General features: G+C 68.6%; 19 protein-coding genes. 9 read left to right on the top strand and 10 right to left on the bottom strand.

What is annotated here, in order from left to right:
• Positions 1–221 precede the first annotated feature (221 nt).
• The 5 genes from IE142_RS20330 to dnaA form a co-directional block, all read right to left on the bottom strand.
• A complete protein-coding gene (locus IE142_RS20330; protein WP_191887060.1) occupies positions 222–794 on the bottom strand; it encodes a DciA family protein in 573 nt (190 codons plus the stop codon).
• Positions 791–1,912 (bottom strand): DNA replication/repair protein RecF, encoded by a 1,122-nt coding sequence (gene recF, locus IE142_RS20325; RefSeq protein ID WP_191887059.1) that lies wholly within the window; start codon positions 1,910–1,912, stop codon positions 791–793. Before recF ends, IE142_RS20330 begins: the two co-directional genes overlap by 4 nt.
• 29 nt (positions 1,913–1,941) lie before the next feature.
• The gene (gene gnd / locus IE142_RS20320) at positions 1,942–2,817 is read right to left on the bottom strand and encodes a phosphogluconate dehydrogenase (NAD(+)-dependent, decarboxylating) (protein ID WP_191887058.1); all 876 of its coding nucleotides are present in this window, start codon (positions 2,815–2,817) and stop codon (positions 1,942–1,944) included.
• Positions 2,818–3,044: 227 nt separating this feature from the next.
• Positions 3,045–4,175 carry a DNA polymerase III subunit beta gene (dnaN, locus tag IE142_RS20315; protein WP_043382592.1) on the bottom strand — a complete coding sequence of 377 codons (1,131 nt, stop codon included), beginning with the start codon at positions 4,173–4,175 and terminating at the stop codon, positions 3,045–3,047.
• Between the two features lie 966 nt (positions 4,176–5,141).
• Complete coding sequence (gene dnaA / locus IE142_RS20310; protein WP_191887057.1) at positions 5,142–7,157, bottom strand: chromosomal replication initiator protein DnaA; 2,016 nt, start codon at positions 7,155–7,157, stop codon at positions 5,142–5,144.
• Between the two features lie 376 nt (positions 7,158–7,533).
• On the opposite strand from dnaA, the gene rpmH reads away from it, so the two are divergent.
• The 9 genes from rpmH to IE142_RS20265 all read left to right on the top strand — a co-directional run bounded on the left by rpmH (position 7,534) and on the right by IE142_RS20265 (position 14,471).
• The gene (rpmH, locus tag IE142_RS20305) at positions 7,534–7,671 is read left to right on the top strand and encodes a 50S ribosomal protein L34 (RefSeq protein ID WP_003975051.1); all 138 of its coding nucleotides are present in this window, start codon (positions 7,534–7,536) and stop codon (positions 7,669–7,671) included.
• Between the two features lie 20 nt (positions 7,672–7,691).
• Positions 7,692–8,063, top strand: coding sequence for a ribonuclease P protein component (rnpA, locus tag IE142_RS20300; protein WP_191887056.1), 372 nt, complete (start codon positions 7,692–7,694; stop codon positions 8,061–8,063).
• A complete protein-coding gene (gene yidD, locus IE142_RS20295) occupies positions 8,060–8,434 on the top strand; it encodes a membrane protein insertion efficiency factor YidD (RefSeq protein WP_191887055.1) in 375 nt (124 codons plus the stop codon). Before rnpA ends, yidD begins: the two co-directional genes overlap by 4 nt.
• Positions 8,435–8,437: 3 nt before the next feature.
• On the top strand, positions 8,438–9,733 hold the full coding sequence (yidC, locus tag IE142_RS20290; protein WP_191887054.1) for a membrane protein insertase YidC: 1,296 nt from the start codon (positions 8,438–8,440) through the stop codon (positions 9,731–9,733).
• 15 nt (positions 9,734–9,748) lie between these two features.
• A complete protein-coding gene (locus tag IE142_RS20285; RefSeq protein WP_191887053.1) occupies positions 9,749–10,261 on the top strand; it encodes a Jag family protein in 513 nt (170 codons plus the stop codon).
• Positions 10,262–10,387: 126 nt separating this feature from the next.
• Positions 10,388–11,107, top strand: a complete 720-nt coding sequence (gene rsmG / locus IE142_RS20280) for a 16S rRNA (guanine(527)-N(7))-methyltransferase RsmG (RefSeq protein ID WP_191887052.1) — start codon at positions 10,388–10,390, stop codon at positions 11,105–11,107.
• 248 nt (positions 11,108–11,355) lie between these two features.
• Positions 11,356–12,429 (top strand): ParA family protein, encoded by a 1,074-nt coding sequence (locus IE142_RS20275; RefSeq protein ID WP_191887106.1) that lies wholly within the window; start codon positions 11,356–11,358, stop codon positions 12,427–12,429.
• Positions 12,426–13,526, top strand: coding sequence for a ParB/RepB/Spo0J family partition protein (locus tag IE142_RS20270; protein ID WP_191887051.1), 1,101 nt, complete (start codon positions 12,426–12,428; stop codon positions 13,524–13,526). Before IE142_RS20275 ends, IE142_RS20270 begins: the two co-directional genes overlap by 4 nt.
• 327 nt (positions 13,527–13,853) lie before the next feature.
• The gene (locus IE142_RS20265) at positions 13,854–14,471 is read left to right on the top strand and encodes a GNAT family N-acetyltransferase (RefSeq protein WP_043382571.1); all 618 of its coding nucleotides are present in this window, start codon (positions 13,854–13,856) and stop codon (positions 14,469–14,471) included.
• 81 nt (positions 14,472–14,552) lie between these two features.
• Here IE142_RS20265 and trxA read toward each other — a convergent pair whose 3' ends face one another.
• The 5 genes from trxA to IE142_RS20240 all read right to left on the bottom strand — a co-directional run bounded on the left by trxA (position 14,553) and on the right by IE142_RS20240 (position 19,404).
• Entirely contained in the window at positions 14,553–14,885 is a 333-nt protein-coding gene (trxA, locus tag IE142_RS20260; protein ID WP_019324700.1) for a thioredoxin, read from the bottom strand.
• Between the two features lie 41 nt (positions 14,886–14,926).
• A complete protein-coding gene (trxB, locus tag IE142_RS20255) occupies positions 14,927–15,895 on the bottom strand; it encodes a thioredoxin-disulfide reductase (RefSeq protein WP_043382567.1) in 969 nt (322 codons plus the stop codon).
• A gap of 150 nt (positions 15,896–16,045) precedes the next feature.
• Positions 16,046–16,918, bottom strand: a complete 873-nt coding sequence (locus IE142_RS20250; RefSeq protein ID WP_191887050.1) for an anti-sigma factor family protein — start codon at positions 16,916–16,918, stop codon at positions 16,046–16,048.
• Positions 16,915–17,658, bottom strand: a complete 744-nt coding sequence (sigM, locus tag IE142_RS20245) for an RNA polymerase sigma factor SigM (protein WP_191887049.1) — start codon at positions 17,656–17,658, stop codon at positions 16,915–16,917. Before sigM ends, IE142_RS20250 begins: the two co-directional genes overlap by 4 nt.
• A 27-nt stretch (positions 17,659–17,685) precedes the next feature.
• Positions 17,686–19,404: a protein kinase family protein gene (locus IE142_RS20240; protein ID WP_191887048.1), complete on the bottom strand. Its 1,719-nt coding sequence runs from the start codon at positions 19,402–19,404 to the stop codon at positions 17,686–17,688.
• Positions 19,405–19,427: the final 23 nt, after the last annotated feature.

The raw sequence follows: 19,427 nt of genomic DNA, 5'->3' as shown, positions 1-19,427 counted from the left end.
TCCCGATATGCGGATGGGGGCCTCAAGAGGCTCACGACGGCACTCAGCGCTTCCGGGCGTCAACCCTTGGCTACTTGGGAGTCAGATCGCGATTCGCAATTCTGTGCGGTGGCACGACGAAGCGACCTCCGACGGTTCACACCGACCGTTGACGGCCAATTATGTGAGGTACATCACCCAGTGCTGACGGGGTGCCAGAGCACCCGCCGGGCCGTCCCGGGTCACCCGTAGGTGTCTCCCGGCCCCCGGCTGCCAGGTGCGCGCAACGGACCGTACCGACGACCGGCACCCCCGGGACCACCCGGTCCCAGCACCTTGATCATCCGAACCGACCCGTGCCCGAGGTCCTCGTTGAGCCGCGCCACCAGCGTCGGCGCGAGCAACCGCAGATTCGTCGCCCACGCCGTCGAGTCGCAGCGGACGATCAACACCCGCTCGTCCTCGTCGTACCGCTCCGGCACACAGTGCTTCGCCACGTCCTCGCCGACGATCTGCGGCCAGCGCCCCATCACGCCGCCCACCGCGGCCGGCGTCTCCCAGCCGCGCTCGGTGATCAGCCGGTTGATCGCCGACCCCAGCGCCATCGGGTCACGACCGTCGGCGCGCGCACCGGAACGCAGGCCACCGCGGCGCGCCTGCTTCTTCTGCTGCGCGGCATCCCCACGCGCGCGTGCCGCCTCGCGCGCCGCCCTGAGCGCGACACGGGCCAGGTCGACGCCCGAAGGCTCCGGATCTCCCTGACCCGGGCCCCGATCGCCGGACGGTCGGCCGGGAAGCGGTCCCTGCGCGCTCATACGCGCTCCACCGTCCCCTCCGCCACCGCGAACCGCGCACCGGCCAGCACGGCCGGCACATCGTCGTCGACCGCGGCAGTCACCAGCACCTGCTCACCGGGCGCCACCAGCTCCGCCAGCCGCTCCCGACGCCGTGCGTCCAGCTCGGCGAAGACGTCGTCCAGGACGAGGACCGGCTCGTTGCCCTCCGCCCGCAGCAGATCGAACGAGGCCAGGCGCAGCGCCAGCGCGTACGACCACGACTCGCCGTGGGACGCGTAGCCCTTGGCGGGCAGCGAACCGAGCTTCAGCAGCAGGTCGTCCCGGTGCGGCCCCACCAGGGTGACGCCCCGCTCGATCTCCTGCTTGCGGGCCTCGGCGAGCGCCCCCATCAGCTGCTCGTACAGGTCCTCGCGCGTGTGCGACTCGCCGGGCGCCGACGGCTTGTACTCCAGGGCGAGGGGGCCGCCGCCCGGGGCCAGCTGCTCGTACGCCTTGTCGGCCAGCGGCTGCACGGCGGCGATCAGGTCCAGACGCTGAGCGAGGAGTTCGGCGCCCGCGCGCGCGAGGTGCTGGTCCCAGACGTCCAGCGTGGACAGGTCCATCGTGCGTCCACCGTGCCGGCGGGCCAGCGCGGCCGACTTCAGCAAGGTGTTGCGCTGCTTGAGGACCCGGTCGTAGTCGGAGCGCACACCGGCCATGCGCGGGGAGCGCGCCGTGATCAGCTCGTCCAGGAAGCGACGCCGTTCCCCAGGGTCGCCCTTGACCAGGGCGAGATCCTCGGGCGCGAACAGGACGCTACGGACGATGCCGAGCACATCACGGGGCCTGACCTGCGAGGACCTGTTGATGCGGGCGCGGTTGGCCTTGCCCGGGTTCAGCTCCAGCTCGATCAGCTGCTGCCGCTCACCCTGCCGGACCTGGGCACGGATCACGGCCCGCTCGGCACCCATGCGGACCAGGGGGGCGTCGGAGGAGACCCGGTGGCTGCCGAGGGTGGCCAGGTAGCCGACCGCCTCGACCAGGTTGGTCTTGCCCTGCCCGTTCGGACCGACGAAGGCCGTGACGCCCGGGTCCAGCGGGACCTCGACCCGGGCGTACGAGCGGAAGTCGGCCAGCGACAGATGCGTGACGTGCATGGTCGTGCGCCGACCTCCCCAGCCTTTCGCTACTTCTTCTCGACCGCGTGGCCGCCGAACTGGTTGCGCAGCGCGGCGATCATCTTCATCTGCGGCGAGTCGTCCTGCCGGGACGCGAACCGCGCGAACAGCGACGCGGTGATCGCCGGCAGCGGCACCGCGTTGTCGATCGCGGCCTCCACGGTCCAGCGTCCCTCACCGGAGTCCTGCGCGTAACCGCGCAGCCCGCCCAGGTGCTCGTCTTCGTCGAGCGCGTTGACGGCCAGGTCCAGCAGCCAGGACCGGATGACCGTGCCCTCCTGCCAGGAGCGGAAGACCTCGCGGACGTTGTCCACGGAGTCGACCTTCTCCAGCAGCTCCCAGCCCTCGGCGTAGGCCTGCATCATGGCGTACTCGATGCCGTTGTGGACCATCTTCGCGAAGTGGCCCGCGCCGACCTTGCCGGCGTGCACGGAACCGAAGTCGCCCTCCGGCTTGAGGGCATCGAAGATCGGCTGCACCTTCGCGACGTTCTCCGCGTCGCCGCCGTACATCAGCGCGTAGCCGTTCTCCAGGCCCCACACGCCACCGGAGACACCGCAGTCGACGAAGCCTATGCCCTTGGCTGCCAGCTCCTCGGCGTGCTTCTCGTCGTCCGTCCAGCGGGAGTTGCCGCCGTCCACGACGACGTCACCGGGCTCCAACAGCTCGCCGAGACGGTCGATGGTGGCCTGAGTGGCCTCACCTGCCGGGACCATCACCCAGACCACGCGCGGGCCCTCGAGCTTGCCCACAAGCTCGTCCAGGCTGTGGACATCGGCGAGGTCGGGATTGCGGTCGTATCCGACGACGGTGTGGCCCGCGCGGCGGATCCGCTCGCGCATGTTGCCGCCCATCTTGCCGAGGCCGACGAGACCGAGCTCCATCAGTTGCGTTCCTTAGGTGTGCGAGGTGGCGGGGCGGCACGTCCGACCGGCCGGAAGGCGTGCCGCGGCACTTTCGTACCCGCCCCGAGCCTAAACCCGGACGTCCGTGCACAGCTGTGGGCGTACGCGCTCATACGTACGCCCTCACCTGCACGTTCGTCCTCAGCCTGTGGACAACCGGACGTCGGCCCCTGCCGGACCCCCTGAGGGAGCAGCCGCTCAGCCGCTCAGCCGCTCAGCCGCACCGGCATGATCAGGTACTTGTAGGCCTCGTCCGCCTCGGCGTCCAGGGCCGGCTTGCCGCTGAGCAGCGCCGGCTTCGTGGACGTCGTGAAGGACAGCTGGGCCACCGGGGAGTCGATGGCACTCAGACCGTCCAGCAGGAACGTCGGGTTGAAGGCGATCGAGATGTCGTCGCCCTCCAGCTGGGCGTCGACCCTTTCCACAGCCTGTGCGTCGTCGCTGGAACCTGCCTCCAGGATCAGCACGCCCTGCTCGAAGCTGAGCCGCACCGGGGTGTTGCGCTCGGCGACCAGGGCAACGCGCTTGACGGCCTCCACGAAGGGGGCGGTCTCGATCACGGCGACGCTGTTGAACTCCGTCGGGAACAGCGTCTTGTACTTCGGGAGGTCACCCTCCAGCAGACGCGTCGTCGTCCGGCGGCCCGCACCCTCGAAACCGATCAGACCCTCACCCGCACCGGAACCGGACAGAGCCAGGATCACCTGGTCACCGCTGGTCAGCGCCTTGGCGGTGTCCTGCAGCGTCTTCGCCGGCACCAGGGCGACCGCGGAGACCTCCGGATTCTCCGGCTTCCACAGGAACTCGCGGACGGCGAAGCGGTAGCGGTCGGTGGAGGCCAGCGTCACCGAGTCGCCCTCGATCTCGATGCGCACACCGGTGAGGACGGGCAACGTGTCGTCGCGGCCCGCGGCGATGGCGACCTGCTGCACGGCCGAGGCGAAGACTTCACCGGGGACGGTGCCCGTGGCCTCCGGCATCTGCGGCAGCGCCGGGTACTCCTCCACCGGCAGGGTGTGGAGGGTGAACCGCGAGGACCCGCAGACCACCGTCGCCCGTACACCGTCTGTGGAGATCTCCACCGGCCGGTTGGGAAGGGCGCGGGAGATGTCGGCGAGCAGGCGCCCGGAGACGAGGACCGTGCCCTCCTCCTCGATCTCCGCCTCCACCGACACCCGCGCGGAGACCTCGTAGTCGAAGCTGGACAGGCTCAGCTGCCCCTCCTCGGCCTTCAGCAGCAGGCCCGCGAGGACAGGCGCCGGCGGACGGGCCGGGAGACTGCGAGCCGCCCAGGCCACTGCCTCCGCGAGTACGTCGCGTTCCACCCGGATCTTCACTGTTGCCGCCTCCTGCTGTTGCCGGCGCTTCTCGCCCTGCCTGGCTTCGTCGTCTGACTCGGTGTCGTCGGTCCCCGTCCGGGGCAGAACACCGGAGAACAGTCTGACGCACCCCACTGACAGTAGGTGCCCTTCGGGGTCAAGTCGTGACGAGGGGCGGTCGGGCTCGAGAGGGCGAGTTGTGCACAGGGCCCGCTTCGAAACGAATTCCGCTCTCTTACTGGTTGGGAGTAGTAGTAGGGCCTGTGGATACCGTGGATAACCTCGTTTGCGCAGGTCAGCGCGGGAATTTTGTCCACGGGGCCTGTGGGCGGAGCCGGTGGACAACCGGGCGTATCTGTGGAGAACAGAAAGTTCTGCACACTCCGTGCACAGGGAGGGGCGACTTCTCCCCAGGGCCGTCCCCAGCTTTACCCACCTTTCCCACAGCCCAATCCGGCACCTCGGTGTGATGGCTTTCACTCGACGCGGTGAAAGGGCGCGTTGTGTTGCCGAACAGTGGACAGAGGTGTGGAGAAGCAGGGGATCGCTGGGGACAACCGGGTACAGCCTGTGGGTTGGCCGTGGACAACTCGATGCACAACTTGTGCACCAGCCCGTCGTCCACAGGCTGTGGAGATCGTTCGTCCACGAATCCACAGGCGGCTGACCTGCCCTGATGCTTCCTCAACAGCCTGGCCTGTGGACAGGATCGGGACAACTTCCCAGTCCCCAAGGTGTGGACGGAAAAAAGTTGCCGCATCTGTGGAGGGCGGCCGTAACCCGGCAGGTAATCGAACAGCGGGGACGGTGCGGTGTGGCGGTGGTTGCGGGTCTGTGGTCGGGCGATGGCATGGCGGCGGCACGGCGGCACGGCGGTGGCGCGCCGGTAGCTCGGTGGTCGCGGTGGTGGCGCGGGGGCGGTGCCGCGGCGAGAAAGGGCGCCCCGGGGGTCCGGGGCGCCCCGGAAGCCGGTGCCGGCGGCTCTCAGCCGTTCTTGATGCGGTTGGTCAGTTCGGTGACCTGGTTGTAGATGGAGCGCCGCTCGGCCATCAGATTGCGGATCTTGCGGTCGGCGTGCATCACCGTGGTGTGGTCCCGCCCGCCGAACAGCGCGCCGATCTTCGGCAGGGACAGGTCCGTCAACTCACGGCACAGGTACATCGCGATCTGCCGCGCCGTCACCAGCTGGCGGCCGCGCGAGCTGCCGCACAGGTCCTCCACCGTGAGGCCGAAGTAGTCGGCGGTCTCGCTCATGATGGCCGTCGAGGTGATCTCCGGCGTCGAATCCTCCCCGCCGGGGATCAGGTCCTTGAGGACGATCTCCGTCAGCCCGAGGTCCACCGGCTGTCGATTGAGCGACGCGAACGCCGTCACCCGGATCAGCGCGCCCTCCAGCTCACGGATGTTGCGCGAGATCCGCGAGGCGATGAACTCCAGCACCTCGGGCGGGGCGTTGAGCTGCTCCTGCACCGCCTTCTTGCGCAGGATCGCGATGCGCGTCTCCAGTTCGGGCGGCTGGACGTCGGTGATCAGCCCCCACTCGAAGCGGTTCCGCAGCCGGTCCTCCAGGGTGACCAGCTGCTTGGGCGGCCGGTCGCTGGAGAGCACGATCTGCTTGTTGGCGTTGTGGAGGGTGTTGAAGGTGTGGAAGAACTCCTCCTGCGTCGACTCCTTGTCCGCCAGGAACTGGATGTCGTCGACGAGCAGGATGTCCATCTCGCGGTACCGCTTGCGGAAGCTGTCGCCCTTGCCGTCGCGGATGGAGTTGATGAACTCGTTGGTGAACTCCTCGGAGCTCACGTACCGCACGCGCGTGCCGGGGTAGAGGCTGCGGGCGTAGTGCCCGATGGCGTGCAGGAGGTGGGTCTTGCCGAGTCCCGACTCCCCGTAGATGAAGAGCGGGTTGTAGGCCTTCGCGGGGGCTTCGGCGACGGCGACGGCCGCGGCGTGGGCGAAGCGGTTGGAGGCCCCGATGACGAAGGTGTCGAAGAGGTACTTCGGATTGAGGCGTGCGGTCGGCTCGCCCGGTCCGGCGGCCGGTGCCGGCTGTGCGGCCAGTGGGCCGGGGGCGCCGGTCGCGGGGCCGGGACCGACGGGGCCGCCGCGGTGCACGTGGCCGGAGCCGGACGGGGGTTCGGGCAGGTCCCGGCGGGGGCCGCGCTGGTCGTAGTCGCCGCGCTGCTGGTCGTAGTCGACCCGTGGCTGGTCGTAGTCGCTGCGCGGCTGGTCGTGATCCGGGCGTGGCTGGCCGTGGTCGCCGCGGGACTTTTCGTAGTCGCGCGGTTCGTAGTCACCGCCGCGGTCGTAATCGCCTCGTTTGTAGTCGCCGTGCTGCGAGTCGTACGACGGGCGCTCCGGCGGCTGCTGGCGGTAGTTGTTGCCGTACGAGTCCTGCGGGTGGTATCGCTCCTGGTCGTAGCCGTCCTGGGCCGGGGAGGCGTACGGGTCCCGCTCCGGGAAGCCGAGGCGCTGCTGTTGCCAGCCGTAGTCGTCCTGCTGTGCCGGACGAGGCCAGGAGCCGGGCTCGGGGCGCTGGTACTCCTGCGGGTAGGCGGGGCGGGCGGTGGGGAGCTGGTCGGCGCGGTGGCGGCCGTATCCCTCGTAGTCGTCGCGGCCGCCCTGGCCGTGGCCGGGCGCGGGGAGCTCGGGCTCCTCGTAGCGGGGCTGGGGGCGGGTGGGCGGTGCCTGCGGCGTCGGGGCCGGTGTGGCGGGTGCGGGCTCGCCGGCAGTGTCGTCGACGGTGATGGCGATGCGGATCGGGCGGCCGCACTCGCGGCTCAGCGTCTCGCTGACGACCGGGGCGAGGCGGCCCTCCAGTACGCCCTTCGCGAATTCGTTCGGTACGGCGAGGAGGGCGGTGTCGGCGACCAGCGCGAGGGGCTGGCAGCGCCGGATCCAGTGCTCGTCCTTCGACTCGACGCCCTGCCCGCGGCCCTCTCCGAGGAGTTGCTCCAGTACGCGTGGCCACACTGCGGCAAGATCGGCAGGTACGTCAGCCACAGGGCACGCTCTCTCACGAGTCCCTCGAAGGTGTGATTCGGGGACGGGTCGGGATGAAACTCGGGTGGGGCAGGGATAAGGGAACGAATCGAAGTCCAGTCACGGTAGTCAGCGTGGCCGGTAGGGTTCAAGTTGTTGTCCCCAGCCTGTGGACAAGCGTCTCCCGGTCACCGCTGGTTTGACCGAATGGCGCAGTCCCACGTACCGTAACCAGGTCGAGTTGTCGATGGCTGCTGCCGCCTGCCTCCGATGGGCACAGGTCACGTCCAAGGTGATCGAAAAGCGGTGCACTCGGGCGTAACGCGAGCTACTCGTGGGCGCACGGTGACAGCCAGGACGGCACCCCGCCAACCCCGATTCTTTCTGGAGCCCCCGAGTGAGCAAGCGCACCTTCCAGCCGAACAACCGTCGTCGCGCCAAGACCCACGGCTTCCGGCTGCGTATGCGCACCCGTGCCGGCCGCGCGATTCTCGCGACCCGCCGCAGCAAGGGTCGCGCCCGTCTGTCCGCCTGATCCGGTCAGGTCATGACGTCGTGCTGCCCACCGACAACCGGCTGAGGCGGCGCGAGGACTTCGCGACCGCGGTACGACGAGGCCGCCGGGCCGGACGCCCGGCCCTGGTCGTCCACCTCCGAAGCGGTGCCACGGACCCGCACGCGCCTGGGGAGAGCGCTCCCCCGACACGTGCGGGTTTCGTCGTGAGCAAAGCCGTGGGTGGCGCGGTGGTGCGCAACAAGGTGAAGCGCAGGCTTCGCCACCTGGTGCGCGACCGGATCGACCTGTTTCCCCCCGGTAGCCTGGTAGTCGTACGAGCGCTGCCCGGTGCGGGCGACGCCGACCATGCACAGCTGGCCCGAGACCTGGACGCCGCCTTGGAGCGGCTACTGGGAGGGGGCGCGCGATGAAGTACCCGCTGCTGGCTCTGATCAAGCTGTACCAGTGGACGATCAGTCCTCTGCTGGGGCCGGTGTGCAAGTACTACCCGTCGTGTTCCCACTACGGCTACACGGCCATCGACCGACACGGTGCTCTCAAAGGTACGGCGCTCACCGCTTGGCGCATCCTGCGATGCAACCCGTGGTCGCTGGGTGGCGTGGACCATGTTCCGCCGCGCAAACGCCCGCGGTGGCACGAAATGCTGCGTGACGCCTGGCGTGCACGCAAGGGCGGGACCTCCGCCGCCGAACCGGCCAACGAGGGACAGACTTCTCCCACGAGTCAGTCCAGTCCTTCGAGTCCGGCCGCAGAGACCCCGTCCCATGCCCAAGGAGCATGATTAGTGGACACGATTGCCAGCCTCTTCAGTTTCATCACGACACCTGTCTCCTGGGTCATCGTCCAGTTCCACAAGGTGTACGGCGCGATCTTCGGCCCTGACACCGGATGGGCCTGGGGCCTGTCCATCGTGTCCCTGGTGATCCTCATCCGCATCTGCCTGATCCCGCTCTTCGTGAAGCAGATCAAGGCGACGCGTGGGATGCAGACGCTCCAGCCGGAGATGAAGAAGATCCAGGAGCGCTACAAGAACGACAAACAGCGTCAGTCCGAAGAGATGATGAAGCTGTACAAGGAGACGGGCACCAACCCGCTCTCCTCGTGCCTTCCCATCCTGGCGCAGTCCCCGTTCTTCTTCGCCCTGTACCACGTGCTCAACTCGATCGCGTCGAACGACACCATCGGCGTGATCAACGACCGCCTGCTGGAGAGCGCCCAGAAGGCTCACATCTTCGGCGCACCGCTGGCCGCGAAGTTCACCGACGGCTCCTCCAGGGTGGAAGCCCTCGGGTCGTCGCTGACGGACGTCAGGATCGTCACCGCGATCATGATCGTGCTGATGTCGGCATCGCAGTTCTTCACTCAGCGCCAGCTGATGACCAAGAACGTCGACACCACGGTGAAGACGCCGTTCATGCAGCAGCAGAAGATGCTGATGTACGTCTTCCCGGTCATGTTCGCCGTCTTCGGTATCAACTTCCCCGTCGGTGTCCTCGTCTACTGGCTGACCACGAACGTGTGGACCATGGGCCAGCAGATGTACGTCATCCGCAACAACCCGACTCCGGGTTCCAAGGCTCAGGCCGCCTACCTGGAGCGCCTGCTCAAGCACGTCACGGACACGGGCAAGACGCGCGGCCGTGGTCAGCGGTCCGTCGTCAAGGCCATCGTCGCCAAGGGCCGGGACCGCAACGAGTTCGAGCGCAAGTTCATCAACGGACTGAACAAGGCGGGTCTCGCGGCCCAGGCCGACGGCACCGTGGAGAAGAGCGACACCGCCGTCGCCGCCCAGAGCGCGGAAGGCGCCCCCGGCACCACGGCGGCACCCAAGCGGCAGCAGCCCAAGCGGCAGACCAAGGCGCAGCGCCAGTCCGCGAAGCCGGGCGGTGAGTCCGCCGGTGAGCCGGAGGCCAAGACCTCCCTCAGCAAGTCCGGCGAGCCGGAGAGCGGCCAGCAGGGCGGCATGTCCGCCGGCGCCGCCAAGAAGCCCGCGCAGAAGCCCGGCGGCGGTGGCCGCAGCAAGGCCCAGTCCGGACAGCGCAAGGGCCCGCAGCGGCCCAAGTCCCCGTCGAAGAAGTAAGAAGGAGTCCATCCCGTGACGGAAGGCACCACCTCCGCCGCTGCCGAGGGCGCAGACACCCTGACCCGCCTCGAGCAGGAGGGCGATATCGCCGCGGACTACCTGGAGGGTCTGCTCGACATCGCCGATCTCGACGGTGACATCGACATGGACGTCGAGGCCGACCGCGCCTCCGTCTCGATCATCAGCGACACGAACAGCCGTGATCTGCAGAAGCTGGTCGGCCGGGACGGCGAGGTGCTGGAGGCTCTGCAGGAGCTCACGCGCTTGGCTGTGCACCGGGAGACCGGTGATCGCAGCCGACTGATGCTCGACATCGCGGGCTACCGGGCCGACAAGCGCGCCGAGCTCTCCGAGCTGGGCGCCAAGGCCGCGGCCGAGGTCAGGAGCAGCGGCGAGTCCGTCCGGCTGAAGCCGATGACGCCGTTCGAGCGCAAGGTCGTGCACGACGCGGTCAAGGCCGCGGGACTGCGCAGCGAGTCCGAGGGCGAGGAGCCGGAGCGCTTCGTCGTCGTGCTTCCCGCCTGATCGGTCCACACGTTCTCCGGCCCCGTCTGTTGCGCAGACGGGGCCGAGTTTTGTCAGCCTGATAGTTCTGGTGGTTCTGGCAGCGGCGCCCGGTGCGCCGGTGCCGTACGGAAGGACGGTCCCCTCGTGACGGAGGCAGCGGAGCTTCCCCCTGTTCCCGAGCAGGCACGTGATGTGTTCGGTGTTCGGTACGCGGACGCGATCCGCTACGCCGAGCTGCTCGCAGAGGCGGGGGTGAAGCGCGGTCTGATCGGTCCGCGTGAAGTCCCCCGCCTGTGGGAGCGGCATCTGCTGAACTGCGCGGTGCTCTCGGAGGTCGTGCCCGAGGGCGTAACGGTGTGCGATGTCGGTTCCGGCGCCGGTCTGCCCGGCATCCCGCTGGCGCTCGTCCGGGAGGACCTGAAGATCACTCTTCTGGAGCCCCTGCTGCGGCGCACCAACTTCCTGACCGAGGTCGTGGAGCTTCTGGGCCTGGACCATGTGACCGTGGTACGTGGTCGGGCCGAGGAGGTCATGGGCAAGTTGCCGCCGGTGCATGTGGTGACGGCCCGTGCCGTGGCTCCGCTGGATCGTCTGGCCACCTGGGGGATCCCACTGCTGCGTCCGTACGGCGAGATGCTCGCTCTCAAGGGCGACACGGCTGAGGAGGAGCTGAAGGCCGCGTCCACCGCGCTCAGCAAGCTGGGGGCGGTGGAAACCTCGATCCTCCATGTGGGCGAGGGCGTCGTGGACCCCATGTCGACCGTGGTGCGGGTTGAGGTCGGGGAGAGCCCGGGCGGCGTGCGGTTCGCTGCCAAGCGGGCCAAGGCGGCGCGGACGGGCCGAGCCCGGCGGCGTCGCGGGTAGCCGTACTCCACATAAGCTGCCATACCTACGCATGCCGGAGTGTCGCGGCTGTTCGGCTTCGGCCGCTGTGCATCGTGTTTCACGTGAAACGTCGCTCACTGCTGCACGGCATCATCAGTCGGGGCCGCGCTGCGGCCGACCCCCGCGACCGAAAGCCTCTCGGGTCACTCGGAGAGGGCACGGAGTTGTCCACAGAGGTGGATTTCTCCACAGAACAACAGGCCTCACTGGTTCATGACCCCGAAGGCATGGGAGGCTCTGTCCATTGCGAGCCTGAAGTCGAGGAGAGTGAATCCTTGCGGTCCGACGCCAATATCGCGGGACCGATGACCGATCCGGTCCCCGGTCCCCGTACCGAGTCGATGGGGACGGATGTTTCACGTGAAACACCGCCCCCGATGGACGACACTCCGATCGGGCGTGCTACCCAACTGGCGGTGGAGGCTCTGGGCCGCGCCGGCGAGGGTCTTCCGCGGCCCGAGCAGACCAGGGTCATGGTGGTCGCCAATCAGAAGGGCGGTGTGGGCAAGACGACGACGACCGTCAACCTTGCCGCGTCGCTCGCTCTGCACGGAGCCCGGGTCCTGGTCGTGGACCTCGATCCACAGGGCAATGCCTCCACGGCACTGGGGATCGACCATCATGCCGAGGTTCCGTCCATCTATGACGTCCTGGTCGAGAGCCGACCGCTCTCGGAAGTGGTCCAGCCGGTCCCCGACGTCGAAGGTCTCTTCTGTGCACCCGCCACGATCGATCTCGCCGGTGCGGAGATCGAGCTTGTGTCCCTGGTGGCGCGCGAGAGCCGGCTTCAGCGGGCGATTCAGGCGTATGAGCAGCCGCTGGATTACATCCTCATCGACTGCCCGCCCTCCCTCGGTCTGCTGACGGTCAACGCGCTGGTCGCGGGCCAAGAGGTGCTGATCCCGATCCAGTGCGAGTACTACGCGCTGGAAGGGCTGGGGCAGCTGCTGCGCAACGTCGACCTGGTCCGTGGCCACCTCAACCCCACACTGCATGTGTCGACGATCCTGCTCACCATGTACGACGGCCGGACGCGGCTCGCGTCCCAGGTCGCCGACGAGGTGCGCAGCCACTTCGGCGACGAGGTACTGCGGACGAGCATTCCCCGCTCGGTCCGCATCTCGGAGGCCCCGAGTTACGGACAGACGGTCCTGACCTACGATCCAGGATCGAGCGGAGCCCTCTCCTATCTGGAGGCGGCGCGAGAGATCGCGCTCAGGGGGGTGGGCGTCAGCTATGACGCGACGCACGCGCACATCGGCGCACAGAACGACCCGAACATGGTGGAGGGGATCCAGTGAGTGAGCGACGGAGGGGGCTGGGCCGCGGTCTGGGCGCACTGATTCCCAATGCTCCGACCGAGAAGTCGGTGGCCTCGGCGGCGCTGGGGAATGCGGCTCCCGCGTCCCCGGCCGGGATGCCCCTGCTGCCCAACGACCGTGGGGTGGCGGCGGCCAAGGTGACCACGCTGCCGCCTGTTCCACGTGAAACCGAGGAGTCGGCGGCTCAGAGCGGCCCGGAGCCTCTCCGGCCTCCGGTGGGTGCGCATTTCGCGGAAATTCCACTCGACGCCATCACGCCGAATCCGCAGCAGCCGCGTGTGGTTTTCGACGGTGACGCGTTGGCCGAGCTGGTCACCTCCATCAAGGAAGTGGGTCTTCTCCAGCCGGTCGTCGTGCGTCAGGTGGGACCGGCGCGCTACGAGCTGATCATGGGTGAGCGCCGCTGGCGAGCCTGCCGTGAGGCCGGCCTGGAAGCCATCCCGGCGATCGTGCGTGCCACAGAGGACGAGAAGCTTCTTCTGGACGCGCTGCTGGAGAACCTGCACCGGGCGCAGCTGAATCCGCTCGAAGAGGCAGCCGCCTACGACCAGCTGCTCAAGGATTTCGACTGCACACATGACCAGCTGGCCGACCGCATCGGACGTTCCCGCCCTCAGGTCTCGAACACACTGCGTCTGCTGAAGCTCTCCCCGAAGGTGCAGAACCGGGTGGCCGCCGGGGTGCTCTCCGCCGGTCATGCACGGGCGCTGCTCTCCGTCGAGGATTCGGAGGAGCAGGAGCGGCTGGCTCACCGGATCGTCGCTGAAGGGCTTTCGGTTCGGGCGGTCGAGGAGATCGTGACCCTCATGGGCTCCCGGCCGCAGAAGCCTCAGCGTGCCAAGGGACCTCGGGCCGGCTCTCTGGTCTCCCCGGCGCTGTCCGACCTGGCGACACGGCTCTCGGATCGCTTCGAGACGCGGGTGAAGGTCGACCTGGGTCAGAAGAAGGGCAAGATCACCGTGGAGTTCGCCTCCATGGAAGACCTCGAGCGGATTCTTGGGAGCCTCGCTCCGGGCGAGGGGCCGGTACTGCAGAAGAGCCTTTCGGACGGCGAAGCCGAGGAGCTCGACTACTGAGACGCGTGGGAGTGGCGCGCTGAGTCGCGCTTCCCTGTCGACACGGCGGGTCGTGTCCGGTGCGTGCCGGAACACGGCCCGCCCTTTGCTTTTGCCGGTGCCGAGGGCAGCGCTTCGTGGATACGATGCGAACGAGAGGGCGCAAGCACCTGGCAGTACCTCTGAGAGGAAGGCAGGGGCCATGCGAACGATGGGCCGTACCGGGCTGGTGAGCGCGGGCTTGGGGCTGGGCGCGGTCGGTGGCTTCATCGGCAGTCTGCTCAGGGAACGGAGCGCTTTGACAGCCGCCCGCGATGCGGCGGGCGAAGGAAGCGAGGAACAGCCTTCATGGGGCGCCGGCTCGTACCGCTCACGCTGGACAACCTGCAGGACCTTCCCCAGCGCTGTCGCTCGTGCGTCTTCTGGGAGCTGGACCCCGTCAGCGGCGAAGCCGCGGTAAAGGCGGGTACGCCTGCTCTTGAAAAGGAGTCCTGGATCTCCGCCGTCCTGCTGGACTGGGGGTCGTGCGGGCGGGTGGTCTACGTCGACGACGTGCCGGTGGGCTTCGTGCTCTATGCGCCCCCCGCGTATGTGCCGCGTTCGACTGCATTCCCCACCAGTCCCGTCTCGCCGGACGCGGTCCAGCTGATGACCGCGTTCGTGATGCCCGGTTACCAGGGCCAGGGGCTGGGCCGGGTGATGGTACAGACGGTTGCCAAGGACTTGTTGCGTCGAGGCTTCAAGGCGATCGAGGCGTTCGGGGACGCTCGCTGGAAAGAGCCGGCCTGTGTTCTGCCTGCCGACCATCTGCTGGCCGTGGGGTTCAAGACGGTTCGCCCCCACCCCAGTCACCCGCGACTGCGCCTGGACCTTCGCTCCACGCTCTCCTGGAAGGAGGACGTCGAGATGGCTCTGGACCGCCTGCTGGGGGCGGTTCAGAAGGAGCCTGCACTGCGGCCGCTGTAGCTGCGTCGCCGTGCCTGGTAGGGAGGCGAAACGAAGGGGCCGACCCGCTCGGGTCGGCCCCTTCGTGTTTCACGTGAAACGTCACTCGGCGATGAAGTCCTCGAGGTCGCGAACGATCGCAGCCTTCGGCTTGGCGCCGACGATGGTCTTGGCGACCTCGCCGCCCTGGTAGACGTTCAGGGTCGGGATGGACATGACGCCGTACTTGGCGGCCGTACCCGGGTTCTCGTCGATGTTCAGCTTGACGACCTCGATCTTGTCGCCGTACTCGGCGGCGATCGCCTCCAGGGACGGTGCGATCTGGCGGCACGGACCGCACCAGGCGGCCCAGAAGTCCACCAGAACGGGCTTGTCGCTCTTGAGGACGTCCTGCTCGAAGGAGTCGTCGGTCACTTGCTTCAGGGTGCCGGCCACGGCGGGCTCCTTAACTGGTTGGTGCGTGGGGTGGGTGGAGGTCAGACGGCGGTCTTCTCGGGCTCGGCCTTGTCCTCGTCGGTGAGCGCAGCGAGGAAGCGCTCGGCGTCGAGGGCGGCGGAGCAGCCGGTACCTGCGGCGGTGATCGCCTGGCGGTAGGTGTGGTCGACCACGTCACCGGCGGCGAAGACACCGGTGAGGTTGGTGCGGGTCGAGGGGGCGTCGACCTTCAGGTAGCCCTCCGGGTCCAGGTCGAGCTGACCCTTGAAGAGCTCGGTGCGCGGGTCGTGGCCGATCGCGATGAACAGGCCGGTCACCGGCAGGTCCGAGAGCTCGCCGGTTTTGACGTTGCGCAGCTTCAGGCCCGACAGCTTTTGGTCGCCCTGGACCTCGGCGACCTCGCTGTCCCAGACAAAGGTGATCTTGGGGTCGGCGAAGGCCCGCTCCTGCATCGCCTTGGAGGCGCGCAGGGTGTCACGGCGGTGGACGATCGTCACGGACTTGGCGAAGCGGGAGAGGAACGTGGCCTCCTCCATCGCGGTGTCACCGCCGCCGATCACGGCGATGTCCTGGTCCTTGAAGAAGAAGCCGTCGCAGGTCGCGCACCACGAGACGCCACGGCCAGAGAGGGCGTCCTCGTTCGGCAAACCGAGCTTGCGGTGCTGGGAACCGGTGGTGACGATCACGGCCTTCGCCTGGTGCACCGTGCCCGCAGTGTCGGTGACGGTCTTGATCTCGCCGGTCAGGTCGACGGCGACGACATCGTCCGGGATCAGCTCGGCGCCGAAGCGCTCCGCCTGGGCGCGCATGTTGTCCATGAGCTCGGGGCCCATAATGCCGTCCTGGAAGCCCGGGAAGTTCTCCACCTCGGTGGTGTTCATCAGCGCGCCGCCCGCGGTGACGGCGCCTTCGAACACCAGCGGCTTCAGCGACGCGCGCGCGGTGTAGAGCGCCGCCGTGTAGCCGGCGGGCCCGGAGCCGATGATGATCACGTTTCGGACGTCGCTCACGGCTTCATTCCTCGTCTCTGGACTGCGTCTTCAGGGCCGGGTGGAGCTTCTCTCGGAGCCCTCACCCCACCCAACGGATCCTAAGGGGCGCGCATTCCCGCTGTGTCCGGGCACACGGCAGACACACGCCGGACGAGGCTGGGCGAGCCTTCAGGAGCGTGCGTAGGAGTGCTTCAGCAGGACCTTGGCCTTGCTGACCGTGGGCTGGTCCACACATGCCGACTCGACGATGTAGGCGGTGACCCGGCTGTCGTTGGAGGCATCGGGCAGCACCACGAGCAGCGCTTCCTTGCCCTTGTAGACGCCCTCCTTCATGGCGAGCGCGGTGTCCTCGCGACCGATGCCATGCTGGACGCACTCGGGGATCGTCGGCTGCTTGAAGACATGGTTCTCGGCGCCGGTCTCGGACTCCATGCCGAAGCTGCGCGGCGTGCGCGGCCCGTTTCGAGTGCTCTGCTCGTCGGAGATGAGTCCGGCGACCTGCTCCTCGAGCTTCCCCTCGGAGAAGGTGTCCGCGAGCGCGGTCTGCTGCCCGTGAACGGTGTCGTTGTCCCGGTTACCACCGGTGAGGGACGAGACAATGACGGAGCCGAGCCCGAGGGTCGCGGCAGCGGCAACGGCGCCGAGTACGGCGATCCTGCGGCGTCCGCCTCGTCGGCGTTCCTTGCGGCCCGGGCCGGTGGACGAGGGGCGGGCGTTTCCGGCAGGGCGGTCCGCGGATGCCGATGTTTCACGTGAAACACGCGCGCCGTCGTGGTCGCTGGTCACGCTCAGCGCTGCCTCGGCGGCAAGGGCGGCGTCGATACGGTCGGCCACGTCGTCGGGCATCCGGGTCGGGCCGGGCAGTGTGCCGAGCAGTCCCTGGATCTCCTCCAGTGATGCGTAGACGCCCGCGCAGAGCTCGCAGGTCTCCAGATGCCGTCGTACGTCCGAGGTCCGTGACGGAGGGAGCAGGCCCTCGGCAAGGTCGGAGATCTCCGCGACGTCCGGGTGTCCGGTCAGGTCTGCCGTCGACGACGTCACGTTCGTCCACCTCCGCCCTTCACTGCGGCTGAATCGCTCGGTCCTGCGTCCGGCGGACCCGCACGGCGCGGTCCCGCTGCCGGTGGGACGGATGTCCCCTGAGTCCGGTTCCGTTCGTCGATGGGCTTTCTGCCCTGGCCGGCCTTCCTGCTCTCGCCGCTGCCGTCCGGGCGCAGGTGTGTCAGCAGGGGCAGGAGTCTGGCTCTGCCACGGGCACAGCGGCTCTTGACGGTGCCGGTCGGCACATCCAGGATCCGGGCCGCCTCCGCGACGGGGTAGCCCTGCATGTCCACCAGGACGAGTGCCGCCCGCTGGTCGGCCGGCAGGGTGCCGAGGGCCTTCAAGAGCTGGCGGTGCAGGTCTTTGCGCTCTGCGGGGGCCGACGCCGACTCGTGCGGCTCCAGGAGCTGCTCCAGTCGCTCGGTGTCGTCGACGGGAGCGGATCTCCGAGAGGCGGCCTTACGGGCGCGGTCCAGACAGGCGTTCACTGTGATTCGGTGCAGCCAGGTCGTCACGGCCGCCTGGCCGCGGAAGGTGTGCGCGGCCCGGTAGGCGGAGATCAGGGCGTCCTGGACGGCGTCGGCGGCTTCCTCGCGGTCACCCAGCGTCCGCAGGGCCACGGCCCAGAGACGGTCGCGATGGCGGCGGACGAGCTCGCCGAAGGCATCCGGGTCGCCCTTCACATGGCGGGTGAGGAGATCCCGGTCACTGACGTCGCCGTAGGCGGTGCCGTCTGCCATTGGACCCCCTTCCTTCAGCCGGCGGGCTCAGCCCTTGAACGTCACGTCGGTGATGGCCTGCTTGTAACCGGGGTCGCTGTACTTGTCGCCAGGTGCGTGGGGCAGGGCGGTGAGCCACACGAGGACGTACTGCGTCTTCACCGGCTTGGTGAGCTTGACCGTCGCGTTGGTTCCGCTCGTGGTGACCGTGCCGATCTTCCGCATCGCGTCGATCGACGAGGGCTGCAAGGAGTCTGCGGCGTACAGCTCCACCGTCGTGTGGTCGCCGCCGTAGAACAGTCCTATGTCCGCCGTCGACAGCTCCTTGGCCGAACCGAGGTCATAGACGATGCCGACGCCGGGCTTGAACGGGCCGATGACCGGACCGTCGTAGAAACTGTTCGTCCGCCAGAGGGTTGCGGTGTCGCCGTCGTACGTCTTGCCGACGTCGGCCGGGTGCTGTGCGTCACCCTTGGCGACGAACTCCTGGGCACCCTGGACCGCGATGGGCTTCATCGGCCGGGGCTGCTCCCCGTTCTTGTCGTCGCCGTCCGTCGTCTGCGTCTGGTTCTGGTCGTCGGCCTTGCCTCCACGCTCCATCAGCGCGTCCGCCAGCTGCCAGCTGCCCAGACCGAGCGCGGCGATCAGCAGAGCGGAGACACTCCACTTCAGTGCCTTGCCGGTGCGGCTCTGCAGCGGAGGCGGCGGAGTCGGTACCGGCCGGGTGGCCCCAGGACGCGGCGCCGGACGGCCGTAGGCGCCCTGCTGGTAGGCGGTGCGCTGGTACTCGGGCGGGGCGGTGTACGCCGGCTCCGGCGGGCGGATGCGGGGCATCTCGCCGATCGCCTTCACCAGTTCCTCCGGCGTGGTGCACGGGGACTCGTGGCGGGAGGCGGTGGCGCCGTCATTGGCGAGGGCGCGCATGGCGAGCTCGGACAGGCCGCGGTGGACTCCCGCACGTACCTGGTCCGGCGGGATCAGCCCGATGTCCTTGGGCAGCCCCGCCAGACCGTGTGCGTCGGTCTCGTAGGGCCAGCGCTGGGTGAGCGTGGCGTACAGCAGGGCACCGACGGCCTCGGTGTCGGTGCGCTGGGGCGTCTCGGAACTGATGCCGCGCAGGGCGGCGTTGACGGCGAGTCCGCGGATCCGCCACTGGCCGGTCGAGGTCCGGAGCACCGCGTTGGGGCTCAGGCGCAGGTGGGCGAGGCCCTCACGGTGGGCCGCCGCCATGGCCGACGCGACCTGACTGACCATCTGGTAGGCGTCGTAAGCCTCGAGCGGGCCGGAGGCGAGCAGCGCGGTCAGTTCGGTTGCGTCGGGGAGCCACTCGTGGACGACGTAGACCAGGTCGTTGTCCTCGACGGCGTCGAGTACCTGGACGAAGCGGGGATCACCGAGCAGGGCGGAGGAACGGGCCGCGGCCAGCACGGAGCGAGCGCGGGTATGGTCCGTCGGGAGGACGTGGACTCCGACGGCGCGGCGGAGCTTCTCGTCGACGGCCCGCCAACTGCTGAAGCCGTCCAGACGGGTGACGCACTCCTCGAGGCGGTAGCGTCTGGCGAGTTTGTGCCCGCTGTGCAGTTCGGGAGGCGAGGCCTTGCTGCCGGAATCCTCGCTCTTCGGGCTCCCCTGTGCCTCGTCGCTGTCCGTGTCCCGCTCCCGGTTGTTGGCCACCCCGTCGGCCGTGGACTGGTCCGCCTGTGCGGTCAGCGGCTCGTCACCGCTGTTGTCTGCCACGTCGACGGCAGCTGTGCTCCGTTCCGCCACCGTCGTTCTGCCTCCCCATTCGA

It is taken from the genome of Streptomyces mutabilis, from assembly GCF_014649815.1.
Classification (GTDB): domain Bacteria; phylum Actinomycetota; class Actinomycetes; order Streptomycetales; family Streptomycetaceae; genus Streptomyces; species Streptomyces mutabilis.
This window is presented reverse-complemented; position numbering and strand designations above follow the sequence as displayed.

Coding starts and splice junctions, on each gene's coding strand:
- IE142_RS20330 (WP_191887060.1), bottom strand. CDS start 794: ATGAGCGCGCAGGGACCGCTTCCCGGCCGACCGTCCGGCGATCGGGGC.
- recF (WP_191887059.1), bottom strand. CDS start 1,912: ATGCACGTCACGCATCTGTCGCTGGCCGACTTCCGCTCGTACGCCCGG.
- gnd (WP_191887058.1), bottom strand. CDS start 2,817: ATGGAGCTCGGTCTCGTCGGCCTCGGCAAGATGGGCGGCAACATGCGC.
- yidD (WP_191887055.1), top strand. CDS start 8,060: ATGAAGTACCCGCTGCTGGCTCTGATCAAGCTGTACCAGTGGACGATC.
- IE142_RS20275 (WP_191887106.1), top strand. CDS start 11,356: ATGGGAGGCTCTGTCCATTGCGAGCCTGAAGTCGAGGAGAGTGAATCC.
- IE142_RS20265 (WP_043382571.1), top strand. CDS start 13,854: ATGGGGCGCCGGCTCGTACCGCTCACGCTGGACAACCTGCAGGACCTT.
- sigM (WP_191887049.1), bottom strand. CDS start 17,658: ATGGCAGACGGCACCGCCTACGGCGACGTCAGTGACCGGGATCTCCTC.